Source organism: Candidatus Sysuiplasma acidicola, assembly GCA_019721035.1.
In the GTDB taxonomy this organism is placed as follows: domain Archaea; phylum Thermoplasmatota; class Thermoplasmata; order Sysuiplasmatales; family Sysuiplasmataceae; genus Sysuiplasma; species Sysuiplasma acidicola.
On the sequence record JAHEAA010000006.1, the window covers coordinates 15,489 to 41,507 of the forward strand.

Sequence of the window (26,019 nt, forward strand, 5' to 3'; positions counted from 1 at the left end):
TTCAGTTTCCTCGACCGGTGCTTTGCAAAACTGGTCGGTCAGACAAAACAACATATATGCACGACTGCCTCGATTCCAACATCAGAGAGCGAAAGCGGTGAATGACAGTGGAGCAGAATGAGATTTCATTGATTCGACAAGGAGAGTTTCCGTCCAGGAAAGGAGAACGCCCTGTTACTCAGCACGCTATGCCGCACACACAGCTGAGTCAGAACGCGCCGCCAGAACAGTACAGTAAACTCGCCGAATTGATTTTTTCCATTCCTGGCATTGAAGAACGGCGCAGCCTTGTGTCGGTACCCGGCGCAAGGGCACTGTGGCTGAGAGAAGGTTCAGGTGAAGGACCGCGTGCTGCATTTTTCGCAGGCAGGGAATTCGCGCACCTGCATCCTGCTTATGACGGGAGTCTGCACATGACGCTTCCTCAACCGCTGATTGAAGAAGCGACAGGAAAGGGATGGGGTGAACTTCATCCTCTGGCCGAAATGGGCATTGCACCGGGAAATTTTGTAATGATTTATGGGCCGAGAAATGACGAGGAGCTCAAAGTGGTCTACAGTCTGGTCAGGTATTCATGCTCTTTTGCGAAAGGCGAAATGGATAAAGTTTCCGCAACTGTGGAATAGCCGTCGCACAGCCAATGTGATGCGAGCGCAAGTTCAGAAGTTCAGCTCTTTGGCATTGTACATCTGATGTCCGATTCTACATTCATTCGAATCCAGTTCATGGCGGACCAATATTCATGACGACTCTGTCGCTCACAGAGCATCAGCTTCCAGATGCGTGTGACTTTAGTGTGTTAGCGAGGCTTTCATCAATCGTATTGTGAAACCAGTAATGTTGGATGTTCACGCCGGGATTCCAATGTATGCTCAGTCGCATCAGGAGTCTTTCATGCTTAATAATTGGTGTATGGTCGATATGCATCCGTGGGGACCGTAGTCACCGGAAAAGTCACTCAAAGGCTCAAATAGTCAAGCAGGCGTAGCCTAAGTTGGGATAGCTCGATTCTAAAACTTAAAATTGGGAAGAAAGGTCATATGCAATCATTCCAAAAGCTATCAGACAAGCTATCGGTGTCGATGTAGGCGACGACCTGATTGTCGCCGTGGACGTTGGTATAAAGTTGATCCCTGAAAGGAAGGTTGACAGAAGCTCTTTGAAAAAAGCAATTAGAAATAACAGAGCGATTATCTTCTCCATCGAAGGTGCTAAGGCCCCTAAGTCTGGCGAGGCATGGAAACATTCAATGGAGGATGAATTTGACTAGTGCTTTCTTAAGGGCCAGGACTAAAAGTGAGCGTATGGCGGTCAACGCCAAGAGTGCAAACGATATCCTGAAGAGCGTTCCCAGGTTGAAGAAAGGTACAACGAGGAAAATGGTCAGGAAAGATCGTGACAGCCATGCTTGAAGGGTCTGCGCTTGTCGATTATCTGCTGGAGGAAGGTAGCGAGGAACTTGCTGACAACCTGTCTGTTGGTTTCGAAAGTGTGGAACTTATGCTCGTCGAGTCATACAATGCGATCTTGACACCGATGTGCAATAAATACATCAGTCCCGCGAATGCTTTTACTCTCACCAAGGCTTGGGTAAATAACTGGAGAAGTGTTTGAAGGGTGCAAATGGTTCCTCAGCTTGATCTTAGCCTTATTATTTTGATGCTTTTTACCTTCTCAAAGTATCTGACGTTGTCTGTCAGGACTGCAGCATTTGCTTTCAGGGCATGAGTGGATATCAGGGTGTCGTTAATTCTTATCACGGATTCGTGTGCAATTTTCATTGCGCTCATAACGTTTTCATATGAAAAGTCGAGCCAGTGGGCCTGCGAGTTTCTCCTCAGGCTGCCATCTCCTTCTTGTTCTTGCAGTCACAATGCTCCCTCCAAACCACCCTCATTCTGACTTGTTTTCTCCGGATCCTTATAAGCCAATAATGTCGCAGTATTTAGGGGGGCAGACCACATCGAAGAACACCTTCTTCTTGTCCCCAAGCACTTCCATATGCGTTTCCATAACTGATCTTAGATCCTCAGCCGCTAGCCCTGTAAGTAATTCGTCGTCAAAATTCAGGTATAAGAAGTCATTTTTGAATCTGGTTCGCATTAGCTGCATAATAAGCGTGCCTTTGCCACATCTACGTACGCCTTTTATGACAAAGGCGGAAGAGCCGCTATACGATAGGACTTCTGGAAAGATTGTTCTTGGTATTTCTTGGTATACTACTGTCGTAGCTGCTAATCTCTTTCAATTGGTCTTCTACTACACTGCGCAAAAGGCTCTTACTTATCATGATGGGCTAATGGCAGAATAAATATTTACACAATGCATATTGTAATAAACAAAATCAGCTATTAATGTTTATTATAATAAACACCCTGCTGCCATCGAGCGTGTTGAAAATCTTACTAATAAATTCAGTTTTTGAGCCTCAACACGCGTGCGCTCTTGCCTAAGATCAGCATATATCTTACATAGTACCTGATTTTCTTAATCTCTGAAGCGCCTGTCTCACCAGACATCCCGCAGGTAGGCGAAGGCAGCACATTCGAAACACTCATCCGCCGTTCCAGAGAATGAACCTGAGGGGAGTCTGGAAGGCTCATATCTGTCGATGCTCGCCCTGTAGAATGCGAAACGCCACCGGTTGCCGTGTATGTGATCGAGCCTGCAGAGATGAACCGGTGTGCTGTCCATGATCGTAAAGATCAGATCCAGGCACGTCACAGATGCATGGATTGAAACCAATAGGCCTCATCTCTTAGAAAATTACAGCGCTAATATGAGGGTGTTTGTCGTCGACAAATTGAGATAATATTAGAACCGCAGCCTATATTGGTATGCTCCCGTCGGGATTTGAACCTATATAGGTTGTGCCTTAAATATAAATAGGTACAATTCCATACGGGTAACCGGGCAGAAGAAATGGAACCTAAGTATAACGTTCTACTCGAAAACAAGGAATTCAGGAGATGGTATGAGAATGTGGCGAGGGGGCATGAGAGTACTGCGCGCAATTATCTCCGCTGCCTGGGCAAACTGTGCGGCCTGGTAGGTCGTTCACCGCAGGAAATTATCAAAATGTCCCAGAGGGAAAGGGACGACATGATCCTCGATTACATTGCCGACAGGGAAAAGAACGGCATAACCGGTGCCTCGATCAAGGTGGAGATAAAGGCATTGAAATCATGGTTGCGGTGGAATGATAAGCGCATAAACAAACCTATCAGGATAAAGCACGCTGGCTGGACAACCACACTTTCCAACGAGTCTATACCGAGCCAGGATGAACTGAAAACCATATTTAATGCGGCATCTCCCCAGCAGAGAACTGCAATTGCTCTGGTCGCATTCAGCGGCCTGAGGCTGGAAGTCCTGGGAAACTACAACGGAACAGACGGTCTGAGGGTCGACGATTTGGAAGGAGTCCGAATCGACGGGGAAACAGTGACTTTCAGCCGGGTGCCCGCCATGATAAGAGTAAGGACCGAACTGAGCAAGACCGGAAACTCGTATTTCACATTCATCGGGCCTGAGGGATGCGACTATATCAGGGCATACCTTGAAAGTAGACTCAGGGCAGGAGAAGAGCTGGGAGATAAATCGCCGTTAGTTGCACCGGTGAGGAGAAGTGTAAAGTTCATCACCACAATAAACATCGGTGACATCATTCGTAGACCGATGAGGCTCGCAGGCAACGAGCAAAGGCCCTATGTCTTCCGCTCATATTTCGCGACGAGATCAATGCAGGCTGAAGGGGCCGGTCTGTTGAGAGACTGGCGTGTCTTCATGATGGGTCACAAGGGTGACATAGAACACACGTACACGATGAACAAGGGACGGTTGAAAGAGGATCTCATAGAACAGATGAGGGAAGGATACAAAGCCGCTCTTCCGTTTCTGGAGACCTCCAAACAGACAGCGCCAATGTCCAACTCCGACTTCTTGAAAAGAATGATTTCTGTCCTGAATCCAAAGGGCGAAGTTTCGAAAGCAGATCAGGCGGAATTAACCAGACTGATAAGGGAAAAACTGGAGAAAGAACAGAATGAGAACAACGTCACCGATTCCGTCAAGTCACGGTCGGTTCAGCGGGTTGTTCAAATCTCAGAGCTGGATAATTATCTCCGTGGAGGATATGAGTTCGTTCATGAATTGCCAGACAGCAGAATTATCGTAAGGCATTCTGACTGATCTGCCTCCGGAAAGGCCGACAGTCATAGTGGGAAAGCGCTCAATGATTCAAATGGGATTGAAAATCAAGTAATGTGGGGGAGGGGGGTCTAAATTGATTAGCGGAGTTCCCTGCTGGATAATTTGAGCCAGATGCTGCTCTTGCTTGCAAACTCGGCAAGAGTCAGGACATCGGGCTCAGACATTATCACATCTCTCAAGACTGAAGTGGGAGGTAGCTTTCTGACGAACTCCTTGATGCCGGTTATGTCTACAGTGGTCTGGGTGACCATATCACTTCACGCTCCCAGATTCAGTAATCGCTTTCGGTGCTTTCTCCCAAGGCAGTCGACTCAGCTCCAATTTTTCCCCACAGAATGGGCAGAATCTCACATCCTTCAACTTTATCCACGGTCTATCATCGTCCAGGACGATGTCAATCATCACGCAGCCTCCGTTGGTTATCACCCCTGAAATTGTGTATCCTTCAAGCACTCTGCAGCACCACTTGTCGTGCGCCCAGAAATCGTAAAATGCATAGCCCAATGAACTCTTATAGCAGAAGGCATCGAACTTCACAATATCTCCCCCTGTTTGAGAAAGGATTTTCGGGCTTCGCAATAGAACCAGCCATTACGGCTCATTGTATCGGTGAGAATTATCAGTTCGGAACCAGTGAGTTTCCTTCTAAGCAAAATGCATGAAGGATACTCTCCAACATCCAGATCATATCTGTCTTCCATAATCGTCAACCATGGCGGTATAATCACGGGAGAGCTGCTAACGTACTTTCCCATCATTGCACCAATGGCAGGCAGGAAAGCCAATCTGCCTGTCCATGTCATGGACGAGGTACCTGTAGTTGTACCAGTTGCACCAGTTTTGCTTTTAGCTTGTGCCATATTCTTACTTCCAAGATGAAATATACATCCAACCTATTAATATCTTCTGATGTGGAAGCCGAAAGATATATTTCATATTCCAACTTGTGTTATAGAAGACAATGCAAAGAATCAGGGTATTTGAAAAACAATCGGGTCTTCTGAGACTCATCGTGTTTCTCGATGAACAGGATGAATATCTGTTGTCAAAGATATGGGCAGATGCCGGTATCTCGATCAACCAGGGTTATCGCTCGGTTGAGAAGGCGAAACATATGGGTTTGATCAGGCAAAAAGTGGATGCATCATCCTATCCCCCCAAGAACATGATTTCGCTCACTCCTAAAGGCAAGAAGGTTGCTGAACTGCTCAAGAATATTGAAGAGGTGTTGGATGAGTGAGTGATGCTAAGAAAGAAAGTGACGATGCAAACGCTACGAAAAATCGTGTGGGCATGGTTGCAGCCGAAAAACTGTTGAGTAAATGGGGATTTTCCAATATTAGGCGCGCAGACCATGACGGAGAAGGTTGTGACTTCACAGCATTAAAGAGCGGGAGCCAATGCAAAATCGAGCTCAAGACTACACAGACCAATGGAGTTCCTGATGGTTATGAAAGCGAGTTCGGGAATTTAGACTCTCTGCCAATCCTAACGGCGGATTACCTTCTTGTTGTAAAGGTTGAGAAACGAACGGATGGTAAATTCCATCCTATGGGCGGTCGTCTTGTCACAAAAGAGGAGGTAGGTAGGTACAAGCATAAGCACCGTGTGGTGAGGCACGTAAAGTTCGCAAATGAATTCCAGAGTGATTTGCGTGACGGGAAAGTAGGCCAGTGCAAGAAATATGAGGAAGATTGAGGAGGAAATCAAATGGGAAGCACGGAAATCGATTTTGAGTTCGAAAGTGCCACGAAGCTCACCTACAGGCTCCTAGAGAAGACATTCACGGGCGCTGTGATTCGAACACCGTATTTGCAGAAGGCGCTGTTCGACAGCCAGATGCCGAAGAGCCTGAGGGTGACAGTGAACTGGGGGTGAAAACGATGAAGCGATCTATGGCGTTCGTTTATGCTGTGATTATCCCGGTTATTCTTATTTTGTTTGCGAAGTACATCAACTTTTTGCCCAATAGCTTGACCCTTGTCCCTGCATTTCTCATAGCATTTCTTGCATTTATCACAGGAAACTACACTTGGCATGTCATTACATCGCCAGTTCTTGAAATAAAAAGGGGAAAGTCTACACCGAACGGGTCCACCAATACCGTTTTTTATCCAGTGTTTATCAAGAACTCAGGCAGAACATCCTGCAAGAATGCGTTGATTAAAGTTTATTTAAAAAATGAGTCTAGCGGAGAAACCATAGAGTTTACCCCCAAATGGGCTTCATCACCTGAACCATTTACAAGATATTTTTTCGAGAGAGCGCCCGGATCCAATGGTAAGACGGCACAAGTCAGAATTAACAGCGAGGGTTTGAGCCCGACCTTGCTAGCGAACATGTCTCAAACAGTTTCAATTCCGCCAATGCCTAAGGGCGATCAGAATTTTGCTGGTGAAAGAGCTGACTTGTTTTTTTGGGACATGGGAGGGCAATTCGCCTTGAGGTTAGTGGGCGAATCAGGAACGACCATGATTAATGCACCTCCGGGTGTTAAGAAATTCTCACCTTTCGACTTTTATTTGAATAGGGGTTCCTCTTCCAGCGCTCTGAAGAGTGCAGATTACAATGGAACGCTCTATATCATTGCTGACGACTACTGTGGTGCTTGCAAAATAATCCTCCGCAAATGGGAAGAGCCTGATTTTACAACAGCCCAGCCTGGAGACCTTCTCTCTGCATCAGATAAGTTTCAATTTTCATTATCTTATGCTAAAATTAAAGGTGTTAAATCCATTAAGGTAACTGAGGAGGGACTGGAGGGATGAATGAGATTTTTGTGTTTCTTGGCAGTATTTTGCTTACATTGGGGATAAGCTTTTTTCACTCTGGATTCAGTTTTGTAACTCTCATGGACGCAGTGGTGTCCAGTCCTGGAGGAGCGTTGCTTTTCAATGATAGCGCAATCTTGTCAAGTTGCAGAAACGCGGCGCAATTGCGATCACTCTCTGCCGGAGTCACGCTAACAGGAATGTGCATGATTGTAACAGACTTGGCATGGAGGGACTGAGGAGGTGCTCGAGGAAGATGAACGTGTCAATTGTTGTTATCAATCCACTCTAAGAAATGTAAACAACAGAGATACTGAGCAAGATTCAAACACATCTTTCTTGAGGTGGCAGAAAATGTTCTTGGTTCAGATCGCATCAGAAGCTTTTGAAAAGAGCATTATGGTTCCTTCTATTGATACGTGCACAATATTGACTTTTAAACCTGAAAATACTGAGATTGTTGACAAAATGCCTCATTTATGGTGATGTGTTGCCAGGAAGACTTTCTGATGAAAAATTGAAGAATCTTCTTATGAGTATGCCTATAGGTGTGTTGAAAAGAGTCTTGAAAAACGCAAGTAAAGGAAGACTGGAAGGAGTTCGGATGACGAGCCTGGAAGATATTGCGGATGCTGTTGTAAACGTGGGAATTGATGAAAAGACTGAAGAGGAAATATTACGACTTTACGGAGAAATTGGGCAAGAGCTTGAGCCAGAAACAATACATTTTGTCTCCTTAACAAAAGGACAAGACTTATCGACCATCGAGACCAAACTAAGAGCACATCCCTTCAATAAGGAAAGCGGCACGGGAAAGATCACTGTTGATGGGTTCGACATCGAGAATATAGAGGTCACCGACAGCTGTAACACCGTTTATTTCTGGTATCTTTCCCAAAGTGAATCACTTGGAACAGATTACGAGGTAAAGAGTGATTGGAATAACATTGGTGTTGGACTAACGTTTAATGTCGATGAAATGCGAATTGAATTACGTGGAAAGGCTGCACAAGCGTCTAAAGCTCTTTCATTCATCGAACGTGCTGTGCGCATCGGTTGTTCCTATCCAAACCCTGTGGAAGTTAGTGCCGAGCAGCTCGAAGAGAGTTTTAAGAAGTTGACTTCGAGAATAACAACTGCATGCAATGCCCAAAATTCTTCAGATGGGCGTTCTCCAATAGAGATTCGTTCAATGAATTTCTTTTATCCCACGGGGGCGATGTCTGACAAATCATTTAAAGGCAGAGAGGACATCTTCACTCATCCAGACGTAAGATATGAAATCGATAGAATGAGCGCAAAGGTTATGCAAATAGGAGGAGTGCTCACCTATAAGAATCTGGATTTCAATTTCAAGGTTGGATTTGTTCGTCTTTTTGGGTCAGGAAAATACATAGGCGTGTTACACATCCAAGAGCGTGGGTCAGGTATTGGCGAGTCGTCCATCAAGAGAGACCTCTTAAAGTTAATTCTTCAGGTATATTTCGGCGAATTTAGAAAATACTTCTCCTGAGGCATGAATGGTATGGTAGATTACAAATTCGAACTCCAGTACACCATATCATTATTTGTCATGGTTTTCGCTGCGATAACAGCAGGCTTTCACGCATATGTATATTCCTATGATGCCTTCTTTGTTTTCGGCATTTCTCAACTTATTTGGTTGAGTGTAAGCCGGAGCTCCAAAGAACCGCGACTTTCCGAGAGCTTGTCTCAAGAATCTGCAGATACTGCCTTGGAAGTCAGCACTATATTATTTTCCGCGGCCGCTGTTTTTGTTATCTCAGAGCAGGTTTTATTTACATTCACTCGTTGTTTCAGTCTTGTTGTGATGATTCCATTTACGGCAGCATTCGTTGCGTCGTTTCCTTTATTTAGAAACATCCAAAAATCTAGATACTGGCGCAGAATCATATTCCAGGTGAACCCAACGGAAATTAAGGTATATGACAAGTACGAAGATGATTCAATAACGCTCTATCTGAAGAATGAGACAAGAAGAGAGAGATCCATTCAAATCGATATTAAGATACCCAATGGGATCAGTATGAGAGTAAACGGCGGCGAAGACGTGTTGAATAAACATCAAGAACAGTTAGACCTTTATCCAGGTAAGGAAATAGTTCGTGAGCTTTCTTTTAAACACAGTGGAGAAAAAAGCGTGTCTTCGTTCTTAGAAATTGGTATTCGTGGCGAGAAAGGCTCTTTAAGAACCTCCGCCAAATTGATCAAACGTTGATCGCATTCAATTCCAGTAAAACAACTCTGTCCTACTTTCTTCCTTCTCAGTGACTCTGGTGTTGTCGCAAAACCTCTCTAATTCACTCTCCAGGGAGGCTTACCGAATTTCTTGATGACAAACCCGTTCTTGTTGATGTTCAGTAGCTAATTCCCTTTCAGCGTCGGCAGAATCTCGGCCAAATCATCGAAGTCACTTTCCTTGAAGTTGTGACGGTAGAACTTCTTGCCGAAATAGGGCGTGTCGAGGTAGAAGAAAGCATCTTCGATTTCGTACCTCTTCATCAGGTCTCTGAAGTCGAGATGCTAGATTGTCCAGCTCTGAATCTCTCTGCTGACCTCTTCAACTCTTGCAACCGCATCAAGTACCTTGAGCGAGATGGACCTTCTGTTTCCCACCAGATATCCGAAAGTCCAGCCCTTGCCTGCAAACGAACTGTAGAACACGAAGAATGTTGTGAACACATCATCCACAGGTTCTCCAGTTTCAGGTGTGTGGACATATTTCTCAAACAGCTCCCTCGAATACACGAACGTTTCGAACCTTTGCCTGAACTCATATGGGCACTCCCTGATTACGTTTAACAGGTTGACGAGTCTCAAGTCGATGTCGTTGTAAACATTGTTCCTGGCATCCACATCGAACAGGAACTTGTCTGAGCCCCCAAAGGCGTTTATCGCGACAGGTTTTCCCGACCTCTAGAATGTCTCCTTTATCTCACCCATCAGGTAAAATTTGCCGCCGCCGTTGACACTGTAGACAGTGACAAGTTATATGCACGGTTCCAGAGTGCCATGGATGTCGTCTCCAGGCACCGTACAGGTCTGGCAAGTGAGTAGAGATGTGAAGTGGTTTGAGTGATGCTTGGATGGAAAGCACAAGCCTTCAGAGCAGCCCCATTTCCTTTTTGAGTGTGTTGGCCCTGTCCTCTGCTATGTGCGATATAACGAAGTTGAACTTTTCTTCCATCTGTGTAGTCAACGTTTCCCTGTCTTTTGTCGACTTCACGGTTTCCCTGAATATCGAATAATCCAGGTTGAACTGGTCTTTCCTGCCCGTCACATATTCCTTCACAAATGCGTTGCCCTTCGCCATTTCATTCACTTCTTTTCTTGTTTTCCACGCGGGTTTCAGGCCAGAACAGTGTCGCTCATTCGGATGAGGCCGAAAGATGTATTATGTATAGCCGCACAGTGTCACGTCTTAAATCAGTGTTCTCTGATACCGTGTGCAATGGAAATCAACGATTTCAGAGAAAATTTCGTGTCAGACTTCCTGAACGAGAAAGTCAAACCGGTTTCTGATGAAAACTGAACCGATAGACTCTGCCATGCACAGACTTACTTTAATAACCGAGAAGAAATTTCACAATACATGGGGATGAGCGTCCCGTCTGCCGGAGCGAGGTAACTTTGATGCTGACACCTAGAGAGGTAGAGCAGAATGCCATAAGATTCTCTACAGAATGGAAAGATGAGAGTCGAGAGAAAGCCGAAGCCCATAGCTTCTGGGATGCTTTTTTTGACGTCTTTGGATTGTCTAGACGGCGACTAGCTTCCTTTGAGGAACCTGCTAAAAAATTTGATGGTCGGCGTGGGTCAATCGACTTATTTTGGAAGGGTAAACTCCTTGTAGAACATAAGTCCAAAGGAGAGAATCTCGATGCTGCTTACACACAGGGATTGGATTACTTCGCCGGAATTTCGGAGGAGGATTTACCAAAGTATGTCTTGGTTTCTGACTTTGCGCGTTTTCGTCTCTATGACTTAGAGGAACATGACTCCAAACCAGACGAGTTTCCCTTGGAGAAGTTCCATGAGAATCTCCATCTATTCAACTTCATTCTTGGCTGGGAAACGCGCAAGGTAGTTGATGAGGCTCCAGTGAATATCCGGGCGGCGGAGCTAATGGGTCAGCTTCACGATGCTCTGAAGGCGTCAGGATACACCGGCCATCCGCTAGTGCCCTGATTCGATAACGAACTTCTGTATTTTTGACCGAAACGCTTGAATCCTTGATTGCACATACACTGGTGCATGACACTGCACGTCAGAACCTTGCACAACGAGGAAGGAAAGAAGCTGTCCAGGACTGCCAGGAAAACAAACAATGCGATAACGCTCAGGAGAGCGCAGGTGATACTGCACTCTGCCCAGGGCTTCACCCCGCCGAAGATCGCGGATATGCTCGGGCTGTCTGTTGAATGGACAAGGCACATCATTCATGAATTCAATGAGAATGGTTTCGACTCGCTGAAGCCGCTGCCCAACAAGGGCGGCACCGGCAGGCCGAGGAAGTTTGTGGATGAGATAAGACTCGAGATGGTGAACATGGCGCTGACGCCGCCATCATCACTGGGCTATCCATTCACCACATGGTCCCTGAGGAAGCTCAGGGACGCAATAGTGGAGAAGGGGATTGTTGCAGACATCAGTGTCTCCAACCTTCAGAAGATACTGAAGGACGAGGAGCTGACATACCAGGCTGTGAAGACATGGAAGGAGAGCGATGACCCTGACTTCGAGAAGAAGAAGCGGCGGATAGACAGGCTCACCCGCAGGAAACACAATCCGCCGGTGGTCATTTCATTCGATGAAGTGGGGCCACTGCAGCTCAAGCCAGTGGGCGGCGGCCACTGGCAGGTCAGCGGCCACCCGGACAGGGTGCCGGCGACATACAGCAGGAAGGAGGGTACAAGGCAGCTGCTGCTCGCATTCAACTACTACCATGGCACGTTCTTCGGAAGGATCAGGAAAAGGAAAACGGCGAAGAACATACTCTCTTTCTTCAGGGAGCTCCGCCGCCATTACCCGGCGGAGCAGCGCATTCACATCATAATGGACAACCTGTCTGCGCATGGAACAGAGGATATAGTGAAATGGACGAAGAAGAACAGAGTCTCCTTTGCGCCTACGCCGACAAACGCGTCATGGCTCAATCCGGTCGAATGTCACATCGGTGACATTCAGCGTCTGGCATTGAAGGATACAGATTACAGGAAATGGCCGGAAGCAGATGCGGCACTCCAGAGTGCAATTCGATACAAGAATGCGCACAGGAAGGAGATGCTTGAAAACAGGGAAAGGCGGAAAAAGGACAGAAGAAAGGCGAGAAAGCGAGTCATCTGGAAATTCAGGACACAGAACTCAGTTATTGAAACAGGGCACTAGAAGTATTCCTCGTCCGTGTCATGTTCTGCATGTTTGCCGATGATACCGGCATCTTTCTACCAAGGGACCACTTTGCGTATTACATCGAGACCAAGACGAAGACCGATGGGTCAGACTTGGGCCTTCACCTCTCTCAGATTTTCCAGGTACTCAACACAGGGGAAGGGAGTCGACAAAATACCTTGGACGCAGAGTTGGCAAGATTCCCGTATGTCAACGGCAAGCTCTTCGAGGAGCAACTACCGTTTCCTTCATTCAATGTGTCAATGAGGGCACTACTACTCGAGTGCATCCACTTCAACTGGAGTGAAGTCTCACCAGCAATATTCGGCTCGTTGTTTCAGTCTGTAATGGATCCAGAGAAGAGAAGAGACCTTGGCGGCCACTACACCGCGGAGAGGAACATTCTCAAGGTGATTCATCCACTATTCTTGGATTCTCTCAGAGCCGAGATGGAACGCTACTGGTCCAATGAAAGGAAGCTCAGAGACATCCTCGACAGAATCTCCCAGATGAGATTTCTTGACCCTGCATGCGGATGCGGCAACTTCTTGGCCATCACATACCGTGAGCTTCGTCAGGTCGAGTTAGAAATCAGGGTTCGACTCAGGGAACTCTCTGAGAAGCCCGGTCAGAAGGCACATCAGAGAGTGTTGGACGTGGAGATGGGCAACGAGATAGATGTCGATGCTTTCTATGGAATTGAAATCGAGGAGTTTCCAGCTCGGATTGCAGAAGTCGCTCTCTGGCTGGTTGACCACCAGATGAATGTGAAGCTTTCTGAGAAGCTTGGGGACTACTTTGTTCGACTTCCGTTAAAGAAATCTCCGACTATCAAGAATCTGAATGCCCTACGCCAAAACTGGAAGCTGATTCTACCACGGGACCAAGTCAGCTACGTCCTCGGAAACCCACCATACGCCGGGAAGAAACGACGAAATGCAGAACAAACCGAGGATATGGGCATCGTGATGAAAGGCAAGGTGGAGAACTACGGAAACCTCGATTACGTAGCATGCTGGTATGTAAAGGCGCTCGAATACATCAAGGGTACATCTGCGCATGTGGCCTTTGTATCGACTCAGGCCATCATGCATGGAGAACAAGTTGGGTTGCTCTGGGCGTTCCTTCTCCGTCAAGGAGCCATAATTCACTTCGCCCACCGTCCTTTCACATGGACCAGCGAGGCGAAGGGCAAGGCAGCCGTAACTGTCATCATTATTGGTTTTGCATCCTTTGACCAGCCTAGAAAACGATTGTTCGACTACTCAGATCCTAATGGTCAGCCTGTTGAAGCCATCGTTCGCAATATCAACCCCTATCTCGTAGACCAGCCATCTTTCCTCCTGCCGAGCCGAAAACGGCCAATCTGTTCAGTGCCAGAGATTCACTTTGGCAGTATGCCTAACGATGGAGGCCACTTTATTTTCACTGAGGCAGAGAAGCAAAGCTTCATTGCAGCAGACCCATTGTCAGAGCGATTCTTGCGCCCACTCATTAGCGCAAAGGAGTTTCTCCACATGGAGAATCGTTGGTGTCTCTGGCTCCAAGGGATTCCGCCGCAGGAGTTAAGAGACCGCAAGGGTGTTATGGAGCGTATCGAAGAAGTCAGGAAGTATCGGTTGCAGAGCAAACGCGCAAGCACTCGGCGTCTTGCAGCGACTCCTTATCTCTTTGGGGAGATTCGTCAGCCCTTTGAGGACTACATACTTATTCCCAGACACTCCTCGGAAACGCGCCGCTACATCCCGTTGGCATTCTTCGAAAGTTCCAACATCGCGAGCGATTCGTGCCTTGTGATTCCAGGAGGAAGCCTGTACCACTTCGGTGTGTTGATGTCCGCAATGCACATGGCTTGGGTGCATCAGGTCGCAGGTAGGTTGACCGAACGAATCAGATACTCGAATAAGGTGGTCTATAACAATTTTCCGTGGCCAAAGTCCCCCGCCCCGACTCAGATTGCGGAAGTGGAGAAACTAGCCAAGGGCATACTAGAGGCTAGGGCGAAGTTTACGGGTGTTTCATTGGCAACCCTTTACGACCCTTTGGTGACTCCTCCTGAACTGGTAAAAGCGCATGAGAAGTTAGACAAAATGGTAGACAGATGCTACCGCCAGAAACCCTTCAGGACTGATTTGAGTAGGCTACGGTTTCTGTTCATGTTGTATAGGGAGTACTGTCCAGGGGCAACAACGCTGGATGCGTACCCCTTTGAGGATGGGGATGTAGATGATACTTCCTGACTGTACGCTCTCAGGACGCGCTCTGACCCAAAGGTCCTTGAGTTGCACCCAAACCCCGCCTACCATGTGAGGGTTCGAATGTAAAACCTCATTGAAGTACGGTTGCAAATATCACCGTGTCAATTTAGTTTTGTCGAAAGCAACTGGTCCTCTTCTCTACTCTACACGTTGGCTAACCGAAAGAACATTAACGTATTGAATCGCATCTATATTCAGATTGGAATCGAGTCTGGCACTTTTACCGAGCTTAATTGTCCCCTTGCAGGAGGATGAGCTTCTGATGGAATCTCAGTCCACATAATTTGTATGAGGCACGTCAGTTATCATCTTCAATTCCATTATAGTCAGCAAAAGCGGTATCAAACTCTTCATTGGTATAAATCAGTCCAGCTAATCCAAGAATTATTGAGTCTGCCCGTTCCTGTAGAAACATATCATAATCATCAGTTTCAATACCGAATTTGGGCTCAAGCTCTATGAAGTGACTCTTGAGTGCGCCACCAAGATTTGGGTTTTCCTCAAGAATCGGCTTCAAATAATCTTTCGGGCTGTTGTCCTGATAATGCAAATTCGAAGCGGCTGGTACCAGACATATGTTAGCAACACTGTTAGCATGATCCTCAGAAACGCCTTTCTTCTTAAGGTATGCCTTTGGGAAGAAATGATGATAGTGTCTGCTGTTGCTTCTTGCGAGATTGGAACTGTCAACACGAACGGGGGTGTTGTTTTCAAAACTCAAAGGGTGACTTGAGGCAAGAAAAGCGAGGATCATTTTGCAGAAAGCGTTGCTCAAGGATAGTTCCGTCCTGATGATTTTGTCGCTTGTAAAACTCACCCATCCTTCTGGCCATGAAAACAACGATTCCAAGTCTTTTTCATCTTTAACCAGTTTATCAATATCCCTGATATCCTGTCCAAGTTTGCTTTCCGTTCCTGAGGAATATCTTTCAATGGCGGCAGAACGCCAAAAATACCGATTCAATATGCGAGCTTGAGACGACTTGGGCTGCTTGAATTCATTGCGATAGAAGAAGTACGCGATCGGGACCACACAGGACTGATAAGGAAGTAGCCTTGTTGAAGGGATCCCCAGATGATCTCTCAGAAAATCTACAGCAAGATTCGTTGCGTTAACGATTTCTACCCAATATTCAGTGACATCGTCTCTGGTGATTGAAAGGATATGTTTGCGCGTGCACCCGCCTTTGACAATGGCACCAGCAATTTGCAGAACCACAGACGCAGCCAATTCATCGTATTGCGCTTTTCTAAGATTTGAAGACAATTCGTTGTACTTGTCGCGAAGATTGAAATTATCCATCCAAGTCTTGGCAACCATGAGGTCAAACAAGTCGAGTTCGGTCCCCGTGTTGTTTATTCTGGTAAACATCTCGCAAACCACATCTAGTGGCTGGTCCTCAATCCTTATGACAGGAAATTTGTAGAGCCTGAAGGTCTCACGTAACTTGTCGAAGCGTTTCTGTCGTTCGTCGCTCAGACTCTTGGACACTTTTTGTGGTTCATCTCCTAGGAGGTCGCCAATGTCTACGAATCTTGTGGGGTCAGAGCTCTCTAGCTTGAATGTCTCATCTTCTCCAGAAGCATCTAAATCGCAAAACACCTGGTATTTCTTTGTGTTTATAACTGCACCTTTGATACAAGCGTACAAAGAAGTGAGTCTCTGCTGACCGTCTAGAATGTAATTGATCAACTGGTTGTCAGGCGACTCTTTCAGAGCAAGATCGCCGATATTTCTGTGCGCCTTCATTCTTTCTTGGGTTTGCCAAAATATGAAACTTCCGATGGGGAACCCTTTACTAATGCTATCCAGTAAGTAGAGCGTTTGCCCAATATCCCAGACAACTCGTCTTTGAAAATCAGGTATTTTTATGGCTCCATTCCCAATTTCCATAATAAGCTCAGGATATTCCATATAATCGGGTTTAGGTTGACGCATGGCCCTGCAACATTTCCAAAAGATATCAAACTTACTAGAAATGTACAGACCTATAGATACTACTGTAGATTGCTTGCACGTTTTGAAACTTTCGGTTAGCCTCGTCACGCATTGGGATATACATATGTGGCAAGAAGTACGCTCATTACATTGTGCGGCTGTCGGCATCCCCTCCGAAAGGCGTAAATATCGAAAATGCGGAATATCTTGTCCTATGCCTACGCGGATGAAGGAGTCCACAGGAGAGATGAGTTCATACCTGGACATGCTCAGGTCATATGAACCAGAAAATGACTCCTCAAACCGTGTGTCGTTCAAACGTATATTGTCCCTTTATCCTGCTGCTGAAGAGGCAATGTCGAAGAGCGGCATCAGTAATGTGCATCATACCCGTGTGTCAGATTTTTCTGGTATAGGATACTGTGCTTACAAGTCTTGGCACTATGGTCGCCGCACACCGCAGATTAGGCCGCCTAGAATCGCAAAACTAGTTGCGACTGGTACCCACATGCATTCAGTTAGGGAGATGGAAATACTTCAAGAGTCGACAAAACGTCCGCAGGCAACAGCAGCTCAATTGAAGAATCCTAAGGTAGACATATTCGATATTCCCGAATTTCCTACAACATTCCTAGAAGGAGATGTGGTTTACCATGCGAAGGTTGACAGCGCATCAAGGATTTCTGGCGATCTACGCATAACCGAGTTGAAGACAGGGAATTTTGTTGGAATGCCCGATCATTATTTGCAGATGTGGGCCTATTGCCTGGCAACTCCGTCAGGTCTATATTTAGCCACTAATCACAATTTCAGAGCCCAAGATATTCAGTGGCAGATTCGCAATCCAAGAGTAGGAAAGGGCATTGGACCATTCCCTTTCACTGAAAACATGCTGAAGCTGGTCAGAATGGGCATGTATTACCATAACAATCTGTACAAGATGGGGCTGTCAGGAGTAACCAAAGTTCCTCTAGAAACAACAACGGTACCGACAGCGACGAAATGTAGTGCATGTGCATTTTCCCACTCTTGTATGTGGCGTGCCAGTAGCGAAGAAGATGAGGACGAAGCAATCCATGGGAGGGTAAATTGAAGAGAGTAGTGGGTGGCGACTCCGGGGAGGGTAGGAAGATTTACTACGCACATGCTGTGTGTATATATGGAAGCGATGAAGAGAAGACTCAGAAAAAATCCATCAGAAAAATCTTCCCATCCGCTGTTATTGTGAACCCTGCAAGCTATCGTCGTAAATACAGCGAATGGCTGTGTGAGGATGATCGGCAGGATCGCATGGAATTTTTTTACAACATGATTGATAAGTGTGATAAATTAGTCTTCTGCCGCCTTCTTGGAGTGATAACCGCTGGTGTCGGAAAAGAGATCAATTATGCAATAGCAAACGGAAAACCTGTTTTTGAATTGTCTGGGTCTACTTCCCGGAGGATGAGAACAAAAAAAGTTAAATTCGCCTCTCCGGAAGAAACAGTAAAGCTGTATGGTTACTGGAGACGAGCTAACAAGACATCGGACTAAGATTTCGCAGGATTTTGAACTTTGGATCAAATGCACAGTGTCATAGAATGTTGGATAATTTTGTAATTGTAGCATCCCTCAGCGGTAATGCGGCTATTTGAGCAAATGCTCTATCGCCGATGTATTGCAGACACTTTTCAAATTTTCCAGTGGAATGTTCTTGATGAATCGCCTGACTGCTTCATCGAGTTTTCTGTTAGAATCGAAGTAATGGCTATTGAGCAGTTTTGCCCTCTCGTAATTCCACCTCTGATCCTGCGGATTGATGTCAAGCGAATATCTTGATAGATAGTCTAAAACAACACGTGGATGCTTAACGTTTTTCCATACAATTTTGTTAAGGAGCTATAAAAAGAAGCGTACGATATATATTCATTTGTCACAAAGATTCAGAAACTCACTTTCTGCACTAACCGCATTTGAATTTCATGGGCGTTGACAAGGTAATAGCCCATTGTCGTCAGCATGCTTGAATGACCTGTCTTTGCAGAGATTTTCAGTATCGCTAAGCAAGTAAAGGCACCTTTGAACCAATTTGGTCCGCGGAAATATCTTTTTATCCGCACAGCAAATAGGGTCACAAGATAACAATGCCAAGGAAGCCACAGTATGATGACGATTTGATAGACAAGGCTTATCAAATTTTGAAAGACACCACCAAAGAAACCCCAAAGAAAGCGAGAGAATTGCAACGCATGCTTGGACTCGATGATGCTGATGGCAGACCAAACACCCGTGGCTTGATAACGGATGTAATTCGGAAGAAAAAATTGCCATTAGCGGCGTCCTCCCACGGTTATTATGTTATCCGTGATGCAGACCAACTTAAAGAAAACAACAAACAGTTGGACAGGAGGAAAATAGGGATAGAGAATCGGAAAGTTCTCATAAACAGTGTGTTTCTGCTAAACCATCCTGAGAGTCTGGAAGACTCTCGCTTCGAAGACTCCGAATACTTTGATGAAGAAGACGAGGAAAACGAATAGTGTAATTTGCTCATCACCGCCATCTTCGTTCGAAGTGTTTGAGGAAGACCGAACGATTTCAAATCTACTGCAAACATTCGACAGAGAGGCGCGTCTTCATAAACAGAACGAAACCACTTAAACACGGAGAACTGAGATTCTTGGCTGTCCCGAATAGGTCTCCAGTTCAGCGGTCAATACGTTCTCTTCAATGACCTTTTCGAAAGGCTTTCCAGATCTGGTGGCAAACCCGAGTTCGATTCCAATGGAATTCCTACCTAAGGATGCGGCCGCGCGCATTGTTGTTCCGCTCCCGACGAAAGGATCCAACACTGTTTCTCCTGGAAAGCTAAACATTCTGATTAGGCGGTTTGGCAGTGTCTCAGGGAAAGCACTTGGATTTTCGCCGGCCTTGGTCCCGGGGAAAGTCCAAACGCCTTGAGTGAATTCCCTCCATTCAGCAAGACTCAATTTGCTAGCATCTCTGAATGGTCTTTCCGGCCTTGGTGGTGTTCCTTCCTTTCTGAAAATCGCAATGAACTCATTCTCGAAGCAGGGATATACATTCCGGGGATATGGATAACTGCCCATTACGTTGGCGCCTCCAGAAGTCTTTGTTGTAGATATCTTCCGCCAGATAATGGTGCCGAGGAAGTCCATGCGCATACGTTTGTCATTCATAATGCTGTTAATGACATATGAATGCAGGGGTATGATCTGATAGGCCTTGTGCTTAGTAGCGCGCAAATACTGGTCGCCGATGTCTATTATCATTCTGCACCCTGGGCACAATGCATCGTAACATTTTCTCCACACCGACAGGAGTGAATCGATGTATTCCGCCAAGTCTTGATTGAAACCAATCTGGCCTGGAATCCCGTAGTCCCTAATGGTCCAATAAGGAGGAGATGTAACAACAAGATGTACATTCCCAATGGATTCCATACTCACTCTTCTCGCATCACCCACGATGAGTTTGTGGCTGGTGGGAATAATCAATTGTTTTTCATTTTGAAACTCCACCTTGCTCTGAGATGTGAGTTCATAATCAACGCTGCTTTGCATGATACTGAATTGATTTCTAGTATCTAGATTTTGTGGTCTGGAGGGGTGTGCCCATAAATTATTGTATTCTCATCACTGCCATCGCGTCCCACACGATCAGCCTGAGCATGAGCTCAACACGCTGATTCCTCGTCTTCCTTGAATATATCATCTCTCCGAAACGCATCTTGATTGCTGCAATTATGCCCTCTATGACAGAACGCTTGCTGTACTTCCGCTTGTATGGACCGGGATGGTCAAGTGCTGTCCTGACCATCCGGTGCCATTCAGGCACTGCAGCAGCCCTCGCCGTCGTGTTGCACTTCAGCTTGATGACAGGCAGTCCGCCATGGTCGGATATGCTCTGCACGGCATATCTGGAGAGATAGCCTGGATCCAGACAGACATCGCCGATGACGATTGCATCGTCGACGACGTCGAGGAGTGTGTCGAGCATCTTTATGTCTGCCACCGTGCCTTTTGTCACACTCGCAGACAACACGATGGCAGGCCATATGGATATGCAAAGATGGAGCTTGACGAACTGCCTCTTCCTCTTCTTACCTGCCTTCCTGGACACGAACCAGCACAGGTAGCGCTTTGTGCCGAAGCCGGTGCCGTCACCGGCAATATTCAGCCTGCGGCACTTTCTGAGCACAACTGTTATGGAGTGCAGCAGTGACTGCAGAAAGTTCTCCGATATTCTCGAGCAGTACTTCTGTGCCGTATTGTAGTGCGGCACAGTCGTCATGCCGGCGAGCATGACAACGGTGCTGTCAGCAGCCAGCAGCGAATATGTGCCTCTGTATGAGTCGCAGAACAGTGTCTTCAGCACGAGGAACATCACAATATCAGACGGTGGCGCCGGCGGCCTTCCCCTGCCGCCACTCCTCACCCTGTAAGGCGCCCTCCTGCTTCTCACCTCGGCACCAACAGTTGTTATGACCTCTTCTTTTTCATGCTTCCGGCACTCATTGTACACTTTCCAGTTCCTGCTTCGCCTTGTCGTTCACATCCCATCCCGCCGACAACGGTACGGGCATCAAAAGTCAGATAAACAACGGATATGCATATTATCCCGCGGAGATGCGCCATCCTGTTGTCGTTGCAAACAAAAGGTATGGCATCTCCTCAATTTCATATTTTGTGGGCACACCCGGTCTGGAGGGTTCTGTAAAGATTGATTATGCACTCTGCAATACTCCTTCGATGCAAGCTCGGGCGAAAAATCACCAATATGATGTGAGGCGTCTGTTATCAGAGGCTGGGCGGAAAGATTTGATCGAAATTCTGGTAGATGCTGAGCGGAAAATCAACAAGGTAGCAATGCGGGAACTGCGCCCACTAAAGCTCCAGATTGATCCACTGCTCTACTTGGCTTTCCATTCAAAAAAGGTTCTGTCTATCCTATATTCATTAACAACGTTATGTCCATCTGGAGATGGCGCCAGCATTCGACCGTTATTGATAAGAAATATTGATGGAGATTATGTACTTTGCATGGTGTGTGAAAGCCATGGTTTTCATCGATTCTGCTCAGAAAAGCCTCTTAAACTCCATTGACTTTGAAACACATGAAGAAATTTTGTCAACAAACAAATCTTATCGTGATAGGAATGTGGCAACCATACGTGAATCGCATCCTTCACATCCGGGCATTAAAGCATTCGCTCCTGCATGCCCCGAGGTTCTGGCTATCGGTGTTTTTGCGACCAATCCAATCAGACCCTGTGGATGGACGCCGTGGCCTTTCGTTCCCATGTCTAATCGGGTGGATTTCTCAGTGCATTCTTCACTGAACTTATTTCGTCTTTTAGCGTTCCTCTTTGAATAATCTTCTCCAGTTCCTTTTTCTCCACGTGAGAGTAAATCTCCCGAGAAGTCTCTGTCAATTTCACTGCTTCATAGTCCTTGACGTAGTTGGAATAAGTAGAGGTCGCAGCATCGGCTGAGAATGAATTCTCGCTTATCCAGTTCTGAATTCTCGCAAGAGCGTCTTTGTAGTTCCTCTTGGCGTAGCCGAGTTCTTCTCTGTAATATATCCGCGGCTGAGGATTTGGCGCCCCTGGCTTGTTGTTTATTCTCATCTTCGGGAATGTGTATCTGGGCCCGAAGGAACTGAACCTGTAGAAGTGCTGCAGTACATTCTTCGCAGTGGCTATCTCGCCGGCGCTCCTGTTCATCTTGGATTTCGCAGAATCGTACCCATAAAGGATAAACGCTTCGCCTTGTCGTTGCGTGACGCTTGAAATATCCTTAGAATATAGCAAACTATTGATCTGAGGTAACACGGTAAGCTGCTCCTGTCCGTGGCCATCAGATATCACAATAGGTGTGTTGAAATCCTTGTAAACAGATGCGAACTCTGATACCTTGGCATGAGGAAGGTTACACGGAACTGTCATAGCTAAGACATTTCCGATGTTTGAAGAGGTAGTGCTCTTCAAGAACCTTTTCATGAAATTAAGATAGTCGCCAAAAGGCAGAGGGGTCGTCTTGTATACTCTTGTCAGTTGCCGGCTTGTTGCCCCGACAATTCTAGTAAAAGTCTTAGTTTCATAATAGTATACTACAGGAGGAACAGGTATGGTATAGAGAGAATATAAGTCAATTAGCGCTCGCAGGTATTCAATATCCTGATTTTCAATTTTGTCTGTTGTTTTAACCAAGAGGTTGATTATGTTCAACGAAAAATTATCATATCGCCCAATCCGAAGTTCCCTCTTAATGAATTCCCTCTGGGCGTCGGCGTCATTGTCGATTTTTCTCAACTTGTCCAGCGTGATATTCACTGAGTTTTCAAATATGGCTTCATTTCCCAGCAAATCCAAGGTCCTCCGCTTCACCTTAGAAGGGTTCACTGCAGGATGGACCTCGAAATGACTACCTGATTTGAGTCTTAGCTCAGTCTTTCTCAAATGTAGTCCATCTTCACGGTACTCCTCTACAAGTCCTACGTCCACCTTTGCCACTTTAACTTTCCTCCTGATATCGCAAATTAATCATTCCTCCCTCTCTGCGGCCCTCACAACATGAATATCTTTGCCGTCGTAATGGTAGAACACAGGTTTAATGGAGAGCATTTTCCTTTTTGGCCTGCATTTCTGGAGTTCACCTATGTTGCCCAGGTCGATATTGACCTCAACTGCCGAATTACTCGTTCATACCGCCTGCCCGCACTCAGCGCCCAACCTCGCTCAGGATTATCCTACCATCCACCAGCTCAACTTTGACCTTTCGACCTTTGTCTGTCACTATCTCCAATTTCTTCTCCTTTCTTAATCCCTCGGCGTCGAATGACATAGACTCGAGCTTTTTAGACCGTACGTATGACTTTATTTTCGAACCCACAGTATAATCAGGATACAGTTTATAAACTACATACACGAGATCATCACGGTCAAAATCCTTAAACGATGAAACGAGGCTGGCAATTTCGTCTAACTCTATATCTTTGCGACTTATTTCGTGCTTCATTTCATTGAAAGTTGAATCAACTTGAAGGTCACCGTTCAACAATCCGAGGTCCTGCATCCGAGCAACATCGGTTTCAACCAGCTCTGAGTACGGTCCAAAGTCGTAAGGAAGATAGTCATTATCATAGTCTTTGAGCCTCTCCGGCATCAGCTTTGTTACGAGGAAAACCATTTTCTGAACAGACATCGGATCCATGGGCAGTCCATTCCTGCGCATGGCATCGATAGAAAGCAAGAGAATCTTCTGCCTGTCATTCAAATCAATCTCGCTTGCCATCCTTCCCTCCTTTGCAGCATATCAATAACTTCATATTTGAATACACCCCAGTTACAACTTTCTTCGTCAAATGAAGTGAGGAGTCGTCTGGGTTGCAAAAACGAAGCTGTGTTCAAATCCATCCTTCTGCTCACTATCTCTTTTCCCTACTTTTGCACTATATCCTGCCTGCTACTAATTGCCTCTGGACCTCCGGCGTGATCACCAGGTAGTAACGCATGGTCGTCAGAACGTTCGAGTGTCCCAGCCTCGCCGATATTATCGGGATGGGTACATTGTTTTTCAGCAGGTGTATGGCCAGCCCGTGCCGGAACATGTGCGGATGCACATCGATTCCGGTTTCCTTCCCGTACGTTCTCACAATTTTCCACGCCTGCACCTTGGAAAAGTCACAAAGTTTACCCCCGACAGCGTAATTCCTGAGATAGTTGCTGATCTCGAGCAGGAGACTATCGTCGAGCGGTATGGTGTTCACGTTCTTTCGCTTCTTCACGCTGAGATTGAGAACCTTCCTATCGAAGTCAAAATTCTCAGGCACGATGTTAAGGATGTCACCTATCCTGCCTCCCGTCTCCCACATCAGGCTGAGGAGCAACTTATCCCTGTCTCTTAAATAGCGCTCTTTCTTCGCCCACTGCCCCGCCGATGAGTATTTCCTGGCGACTGCATCCAGAAGCCTGAGATACTGCTCCCTCGTTATGTGCGGCGGGAGCTTGTCATACTCCTTCAGCATGAGTGCTCTCTGCACAAAAGATTAACTCTAATAGGAACCTTCAACTTGCCTATACCTACGGCAGAGAATGCGACATTGCTTTCTCGTATATCTTTAGTAAGAAAGGCAAATCAGTCACTGCTGGAAAGTACTGTTGGATTTCCTTCCCTATAATCTCCCCAGCTGCATCAGTGCTTACAAACTCATCGTCTGTCCAGACCCAGATGGATGACGGATTGAACTTAACAACGAACTCATACTCAACAATCCCATTCTCATCCGCGTGTCTGTATCTTTCTTTCTCCGCAGGCGTAGTATCTCGTTTATCTTCTTCAACAACTGCGCAACCTACAATCCATTTATTTTTGTGGAAAAAAACGATGGAACCTTTATCGAGTGCACCAAGACCGGTTCCCTTTCTCAGGTGATAATACCCTTTTCTATAAATTCTCAGTTCATTGTGAAGCCAGTCACGGAGATAGTACTCGTCCTTGAACTCTTCGTCTGAGTGCGGGAAAAAAACAACTTTTTGCATGAATGTGGCCATTTGTAATATGGAATTAAAAGGTTGTTATTGTGTCTGAAAGATTAACCCGCAATCTTGCCAGAAAACCACTGGGGCTACTTGCCCTTTCCCTTTGAATGATGATGTGCGGGATTGTTCGGATTCATCTGATTTGACCTGTTATCCATTGCGGCCTTGTTTTCAGAACTTGTCGGATTAAACGCGTCTGACCTCTGATCATTCGGACTCCTGCTCGTGCTCTTGCTAACACTCTTACTATCTTTGCCTTCCTTGTTTTCTGCCATGATGCTGAATCCAACTGCTCCAAATAAATTCGGCTTGGTGTAGTATCAATCTTGAAAGTTCCAGAATTTCAAACTTGGAGATGTAAGAAACCCATGACACATATACCGATGATAACGAGCAATCCTGCAGCAACAAAAGATGGTATCGCTTCAGCCCTGTACCTTCTCTTCAGCGCATTCCTGCTCATGTGAACAAAGAAAGGCGGAAGTTGATTCAAAGTTTTCCCCTCATCTTTTCTTCCCTGTCTTGTGATGCAAGCGCGCTCTGAGATACCGTCTTGCTCCATCGCACCCTTCCCGGATGCATGAATTGAAATCCATTGGCATCATCCCTTTGCAAATTACAGCGTTAATATGTGATTGTTTGTTGTCGACAAATCAAGATAATATTTAAACCACAACCTATATGGGTATGCTCCCGTCGGGATTTGAACCCGAGTCCCAAACTCGAGAGGCTTGGATGATTGGCCACTACACTACGGGAGCAGTTGGTGAGGAAATGCGAATGTCACTGCCGATTTAAACCTTCTTGTATCACCTGCTCATGCAGATCATAATATCAGTGTGGACACACCAAGCGCTTCTTAGTTTTTCGCCAACGAGGTGATTT

At 46.1% G+C, this 26,019-nt stretch carries 32 protein-coding genes and 1 tRNA gene; 16 read left to right on the plus strand and 17 right to left on the minus strand.

What is annotated here, in order from left to right:
* Positions 1-101 precede the first annotated feature (101 nt).
* Together KIS30_04015 and KIS30_04020 are read left to right on the plus strand one after the other, a co-directional pair.
* The gene (locus tag KIS30_04015) at positions 102-626 is read left to right on the plus strand and encodes a phospholipase (protein ID MBX8645910.1); all 525 of its coding nucleotides are present in this window, start codon (positions 102-104) and stop codon (positions 624-626) included.
* Between the two features lie 769 nt (positions 627-1,395).
* Complete coding sequence (locus KIS30_04020; protein ID MBX8645911.1) at positions 1,396-1,614, plus strand: hypothetical protein; 219 nt, start codon at positions 1,396-1,398, stop codon at positions 1,612-1,614.
* 306 nt (positions 1,615-1,920) lie between these two features.
* Here the strand turns inward: KIS30_04020 and KIS30_04025 are convergent, their stop codons facing one another.
* Both KIS30_04025 and KIS30_04030 read right to left on the minus strand, forming a co-directional pair.
* Positions 1,921-2,208: an AAA family ATPase gene (locus KIS30_04025; protein ID MBX8645912.1), complete on the minus strand. Its 288-nt coding sequence runs from the start codon at positions 2,206-2,208 to the stop codon at positions 1,921-1,923.
* Positions 2,209-2,508: 300 nt separating this feature from the next.
* Positions 2,509-2,694 (minus strand): hypothetical protein, encoded by a 186-nt coding sequence (locus KIS30_04030; GenBank protein ID MBX8645913.1) that lies wholly within the window; start codon positions 2,692-2,694, stop codon positions 2,509-2,511.
* 228 nt (positions 2,695-2,922) lie between these two features.
* Between KIS30_04030 and KIS30_04035 the strand changes: the two genes are divergently transcribed.
* Complete coding sequence (locus KIS30_04035; GenBank protein MBX8645914.1) at positions 2,923-4,191, plus strand: site-specific integrase; 1,269 nt, start codon at positions 2,923-2,925, stop codon at positions 4,189-4,191.
* Positions 4,192-4,289: 98 nt separating this feature from the next.
* Here the strand turns inward: KIS30_04035 and KIS30_04040 are convergent, their stop codons facing one another.
* From KIS30_04040 to KIS30_04050, 3 genes are read right to left on the minus strand one after another with little or no spacing between them, the layout of a single operon-like run.
* On the minus strand, positions 4,290-4,463 hold the full coding sequence (locus KIS30_04040) for a hypothetical protein (GenBank protein ID MBX8645915.1): 174 nt from the start codon (positions 4,461-4,463) through the stop codon (positions 4,290-4,292).
* Between the two features lies 1 nt (position 4,464).
* The gene (locus KIS30_04045; protein MBX8645916.1) at positions 4,465-4,749 is read right to left on the minus strand and encodes a hypothetical protein; all 285 of its coding nucleotides are present in this window, start codon (positions 4,747-4,749) and stop codon (positions 4,465-4,467) included.
* Positions 4,746-5,015: a hypothetical protein gene (locus KIS30_04050; GenBank protein ID MBX8645917.1), complete on the minus strand. Its 270-nt coding sequence runs from the start codon at positions 5,013-5,015 to the stop codon at positions 4,746-4,748. The genes KIS30_04045 and KIS30_04050 overlap by 4 nt, the downstream gene beginning before the upstream one ends.
* A 158-nt stretch (positions 5,016-5,173) precedes the next feature.
* On the opposite strand from KIS30_04050, the gene KIS30_04055 reads away from it, so the two are divergent.
* The 6 genes from KIS30_04055 to KIS30_04080 all read left to right on the plus strand — a co-directional run bounded on the left by KIS30_04055 (position 5,174) and on the right by KIS30_04080 (position 9,222).
* Positions 5,174-5,452, plus strand: coding sequence for a hypothetical protein (locus KIS30_04055; GenBank protein MBX8645918.1), 279 nt, complete (start codon positions 5,174-5,176; stop codon positions 5,450-5,452).
* Entirely contained in the window at positions 5,449-5,910 is a 462-nt protein-coding gene (locus KIS30_04060) for a hypothetical protein (GenBank protein ID MBX8645919.1), read from the plus strand. Before KIS30_04055 ends, KIS30_04060 begins: the two co-directional genes overlap by 4 nt.
* A gap of 12 nt (positions 5,911-5,922) precedes the next feature.
* Positions 5,923-6,090 carry a hypothetical protein gene (locus KIS30_04065; protein ID MBX8645920.1) on the plus strand — a complete coding sequence of 56 codons (168 nt, stop codon included), beginning with the start codon at positions 5,923-5,925 and terminating at the stop codon, positions 6,088-6,090.
* 5 nt (positions 6,091-6,095) lie between these two features.
* Complete coding sequence (locus KIS30_04070) at positions 6,096-6,980, plus strand: hypothetical protein (GenBank protein ID MBX8645921.1); 885 nt, start codon at positions 6,096-6,098, stop codon at positions 6,978-6,980.
* A 493-nt stretch (positions 6,981-7,473) separates the two neighbouring features.
* Positions 7,474-8,496 (plus strand): hypothetical protein, encoded by a 1,023-nt coding sequence (locus KIS30_04075; protein ID MBX8645922.1) that lies wholly within the window; start codon positions 7,474-7,476, stop codon positions 8,494-8,496.
* 3 nt (positions 8,497-8,499) lie between these two features.
* A complete protein-coding gene (locus KIS30_04080; GenBank protein ID MBX8645923.1) occupies positions 8,500-9,222 on the plus strand; it encodes a hypothetical protein in 723 nt (240 codons plus the stop codon).
* Positions 9,223-9,368: 146 nt separating this feature from the next.
* Here the strand turns inward: KIS30_04080 and KIS30_04085 are convergent, their stop codons facing one another.
* The 3 genes from KIS30_04085 to KIS30_04095 all read right to left on the minus strand — a co-directional run bounded on the left by KIS30_04085 (position 9,369) and on the right by KIS30_04095 (position 10,317).
* Positions 9,369-9,506, minus strand: a complete 138-nt coding sequence (locus KIS30_04085) for a hypothetical protein (protein MBX8645924.1) — start codon at positions 9,504-9,506, stop codon at positions 9,369-9,371.
* Between the two features lie 21 nt (positions 9,507-9,527).
* Positions 9,528-9,860: a hypothetical protein gene (locus KIS30_04090; protein MBX8645925.1), complete on the minus strand. Its 333-nt coding sequence runs from the start codon at positions 9,858-9,860 to the stop codon at positions 9,528-9,530.
* Positions 9,861-10,107: 247 nt separating this feature from the next.
* Complete coding sequence (locus tag KIS30_04095; GenBank protein MBX8645926.1) at positions 10,108-10,317, minus strand: hypothetical protein; 210 nt, start codon at positions 10,315-10,317, stop codon at positions 10,108-10,110.
* 320 nt (positions 10,318-10,637) lie between these two features.
* Between KIS30_04095 and KIS30_04100 the strand changes: the two genes are divergently transcribed.
* The 3 genes from KIS30_04100 to KIS30_04110 all read left to right on the plus strand — a co-directional run bounded on the left by KIS30_04100 (position 10,638) and on the right by KIS30_04110 (position 14,635).
* On the plus strand, positions 10,638-11,192 hold the full coding sequence (locus tag KIS30_04100; protein ID MBX8645927.1) for a hypothetical protein: 555 nt from the start codon (positions 10,638-10,640) through the stop codon (positions 11,190-11,192).
* A 66-nt stretch (positions 11,193-11,258) separates the two neighbouring features.
* A complete protein-coding gene (locus tag KIS30_04105; protein MBX8645928.1) occupies positions 11,259-12,392 on the plus strand; it encodes an IS630 family transposase in 1,134 nt (377 codons plus the stop codon).
* Between the two features lie 29 nt (positions 12,393-12,421).
* Positions 12,422-14,635: an N-6 DNA methylase gene (locus tag KIS30_04110; protein MBX8645929.1), complete on the plus strand. Its 2,214-nt coding sequence runs from the start codon at positions 12,422-12,424 to the stop codon at positions 14,633-14,635.
* Positions 14,636-14,951: 316 nt separating this feature from the next.
* Here KIS30_04110 and KIS30_04115 read toward each other — a convergent pair whose 3' ends face one another.
* The gene (locus tag KIS30_04115) at positions 14,952-16,592 is read right to left on the minus strand and encodes a DUF262 domain-containing protein (protein ID MBX8645930.1); all 1,641 of its coding nucleotides are present in this window, start codon (positions 16,590-16,592) and stop codon (positions 14,952-14,954) included.
* A 226-nt stretch (positions 16,593-16,818) separates the two neighbouring features.
* On the opposite strand from KIS30_04115, the gene KIS30_04120 reads away from it, so the two are divergent.
* The 3 genes from KIS30_04120 to KIS30_04130 all read left to right on the plus strand — a co-directional run bounded on the left by KIS30_04120 (position 16,819) and on the right by KIS30_04130 (position 19,111).
* Positions 16,819-17,685 (plus strand): hypothetical protein, encoded by an 867-nt coding sequence (locus tag KIS30_04120; GenBank protein ID MBX8645931.1) that lies wholly within the window; start codon positions 16,819-16,821, stop codon positions 17,683-17,685.
* Positions 17,682-18,125, plus strand: a complete 444-nt coding sequence (locus tag KIS30_04125) for a hypothetical protein (GenBank protein MBX8645932.1) — start codon at positions 17,682-17,684, stop codon at positions 18,123-18,125. The genes KIS30_04120 and KIS30_04125 overlap by 4 nt, the downstream gene beginning before the upstream one ends.
* A gap of 590 nt (positions 18,126-18,715) precedes the next feature.
* The gene (locus tag KIS30_04130; protein MBX8645933.1) at positions 18,716-19,111 is read left to right on the plus strand and encodes a hypothetical protein; all 396 of its coding nucleotides are present in this window, start codon (positions 18,716-18,718) and stop codon (positions 19,109-19,111) included.
* A gap of 117 nt (positions 19,112-19,228) precedes the next feature.
* On the opposite strand, the gene KIS30_04135 is transcribed toward KIS30_04130, so the two are convergent.
* Together KIS30_04135 and KIS30_04140 are read right to left on the minus strand one after the other, a co-directional pair.
* A complete protein-coding gene (locus KIS30_04135; GenBank protein ID MBX8645934.1) occupies positions 19,229-20,155 on the minus strand; it encodes a site-specific DNA-methyltransferase in 927 nt (308 codons plus the stop codon).
* A gap of 58 nt (positions 20,156-20,213) precedes the next feature.
* Entirely contained in the window at positions 20,214-21,116 is a 903-nt protein-coding gene (locus KIS30_04140; protein ID MBX8645935.1) for a transposase, read from the minus strand.
* A gap of 104 nt (positions 21,117-21,220) precedes the next feature.
* Here KIS30_04140 and KIS30_04145 point away from each other — a divergent pair, with 104 nt between their 5' ends.
* A complete protein-coding gene (locus KIS30_04145) occupies positions 21,221-21,697 on the plus strand; it encodes a hypothetical protein (GenBank protein ID MBX8645936.1) in 477 nt (158 codons plus the stop codon).
* A gap of 200 nt (positions 21,698-21,897) precedes the next feature.
* Here the strand turns inward: KIS30_04145 and KIS30_04150 are convergent, their stop codons facing one another.
* The 6 genes from KIS30_04150 to KIS30_04175 form a co-directional block, all read right to left on the minus strand.
* The gene (locus tag KIS30_04150; protein MBX8645937.1) at positions 21,898-23,106 is read right to left on the minus strand and encodes a hypothetical protein; all 1,209 of its coding nucleotides are present in this window, start codon (positions 23,104-23,106) and stop codon (positions 21,898-21,900) included.
* Between the two features lie 208 nt (positions 23,107-23,314).
* Positions 23,315-23,887 (minus strand): hypothetical protein, encoded by a 573-nt coding sequence (locus KIS30_04155; protein ID MBX8645938.1) that lies wholly within the window; start codon positions 23,885-23,887, stop codon positions 23,315-23,317.
* A gap of 157 nt (positions 23,888-24,044) precedes the next feature.
* Positions 24,045-24,620, minus strand: a complete 576-nt coding sequence (locus KIS30_04160; GenBank protein MBX8645939.1) for a site-specific integrase — start codon at positions 24,618-24,620, stop codon at positions 24,045-24,047.
* Between the two features lie 55 nt (positions 24,621-24,675).
* Positions 24,676-25,134, minus strand: a complete 459-nt coding sequence (locus KIS30_04165; GenBank protein MBX8645940.1) for a hypothetical protein — start codon at positions 25,132-25,134, stop codon at positions 24,676-24,678.
* Between the two features lie 86 nt (positions 25,135-25,220).
* Positions 25,221-25,409: a hypothetical protein gene (locus KIS30_04170; GenBank protein ID MBX8645941.1), complete on the minus strand. Its 189-nt coding sequence runs from the start codon at positions 25,407-25,409 to the stop codon at positions 25,221-25,223.
* A 413-nt stretch (positions 25,410-25,822) separates the two neighbouring features.
* Positions 25,823-25,895 (minus strand) — tRNA-Glu (locus KIS30_04175).
* Between the last annotated feature and the right edge of the window lie 124 nt (positions 25,896-26,019).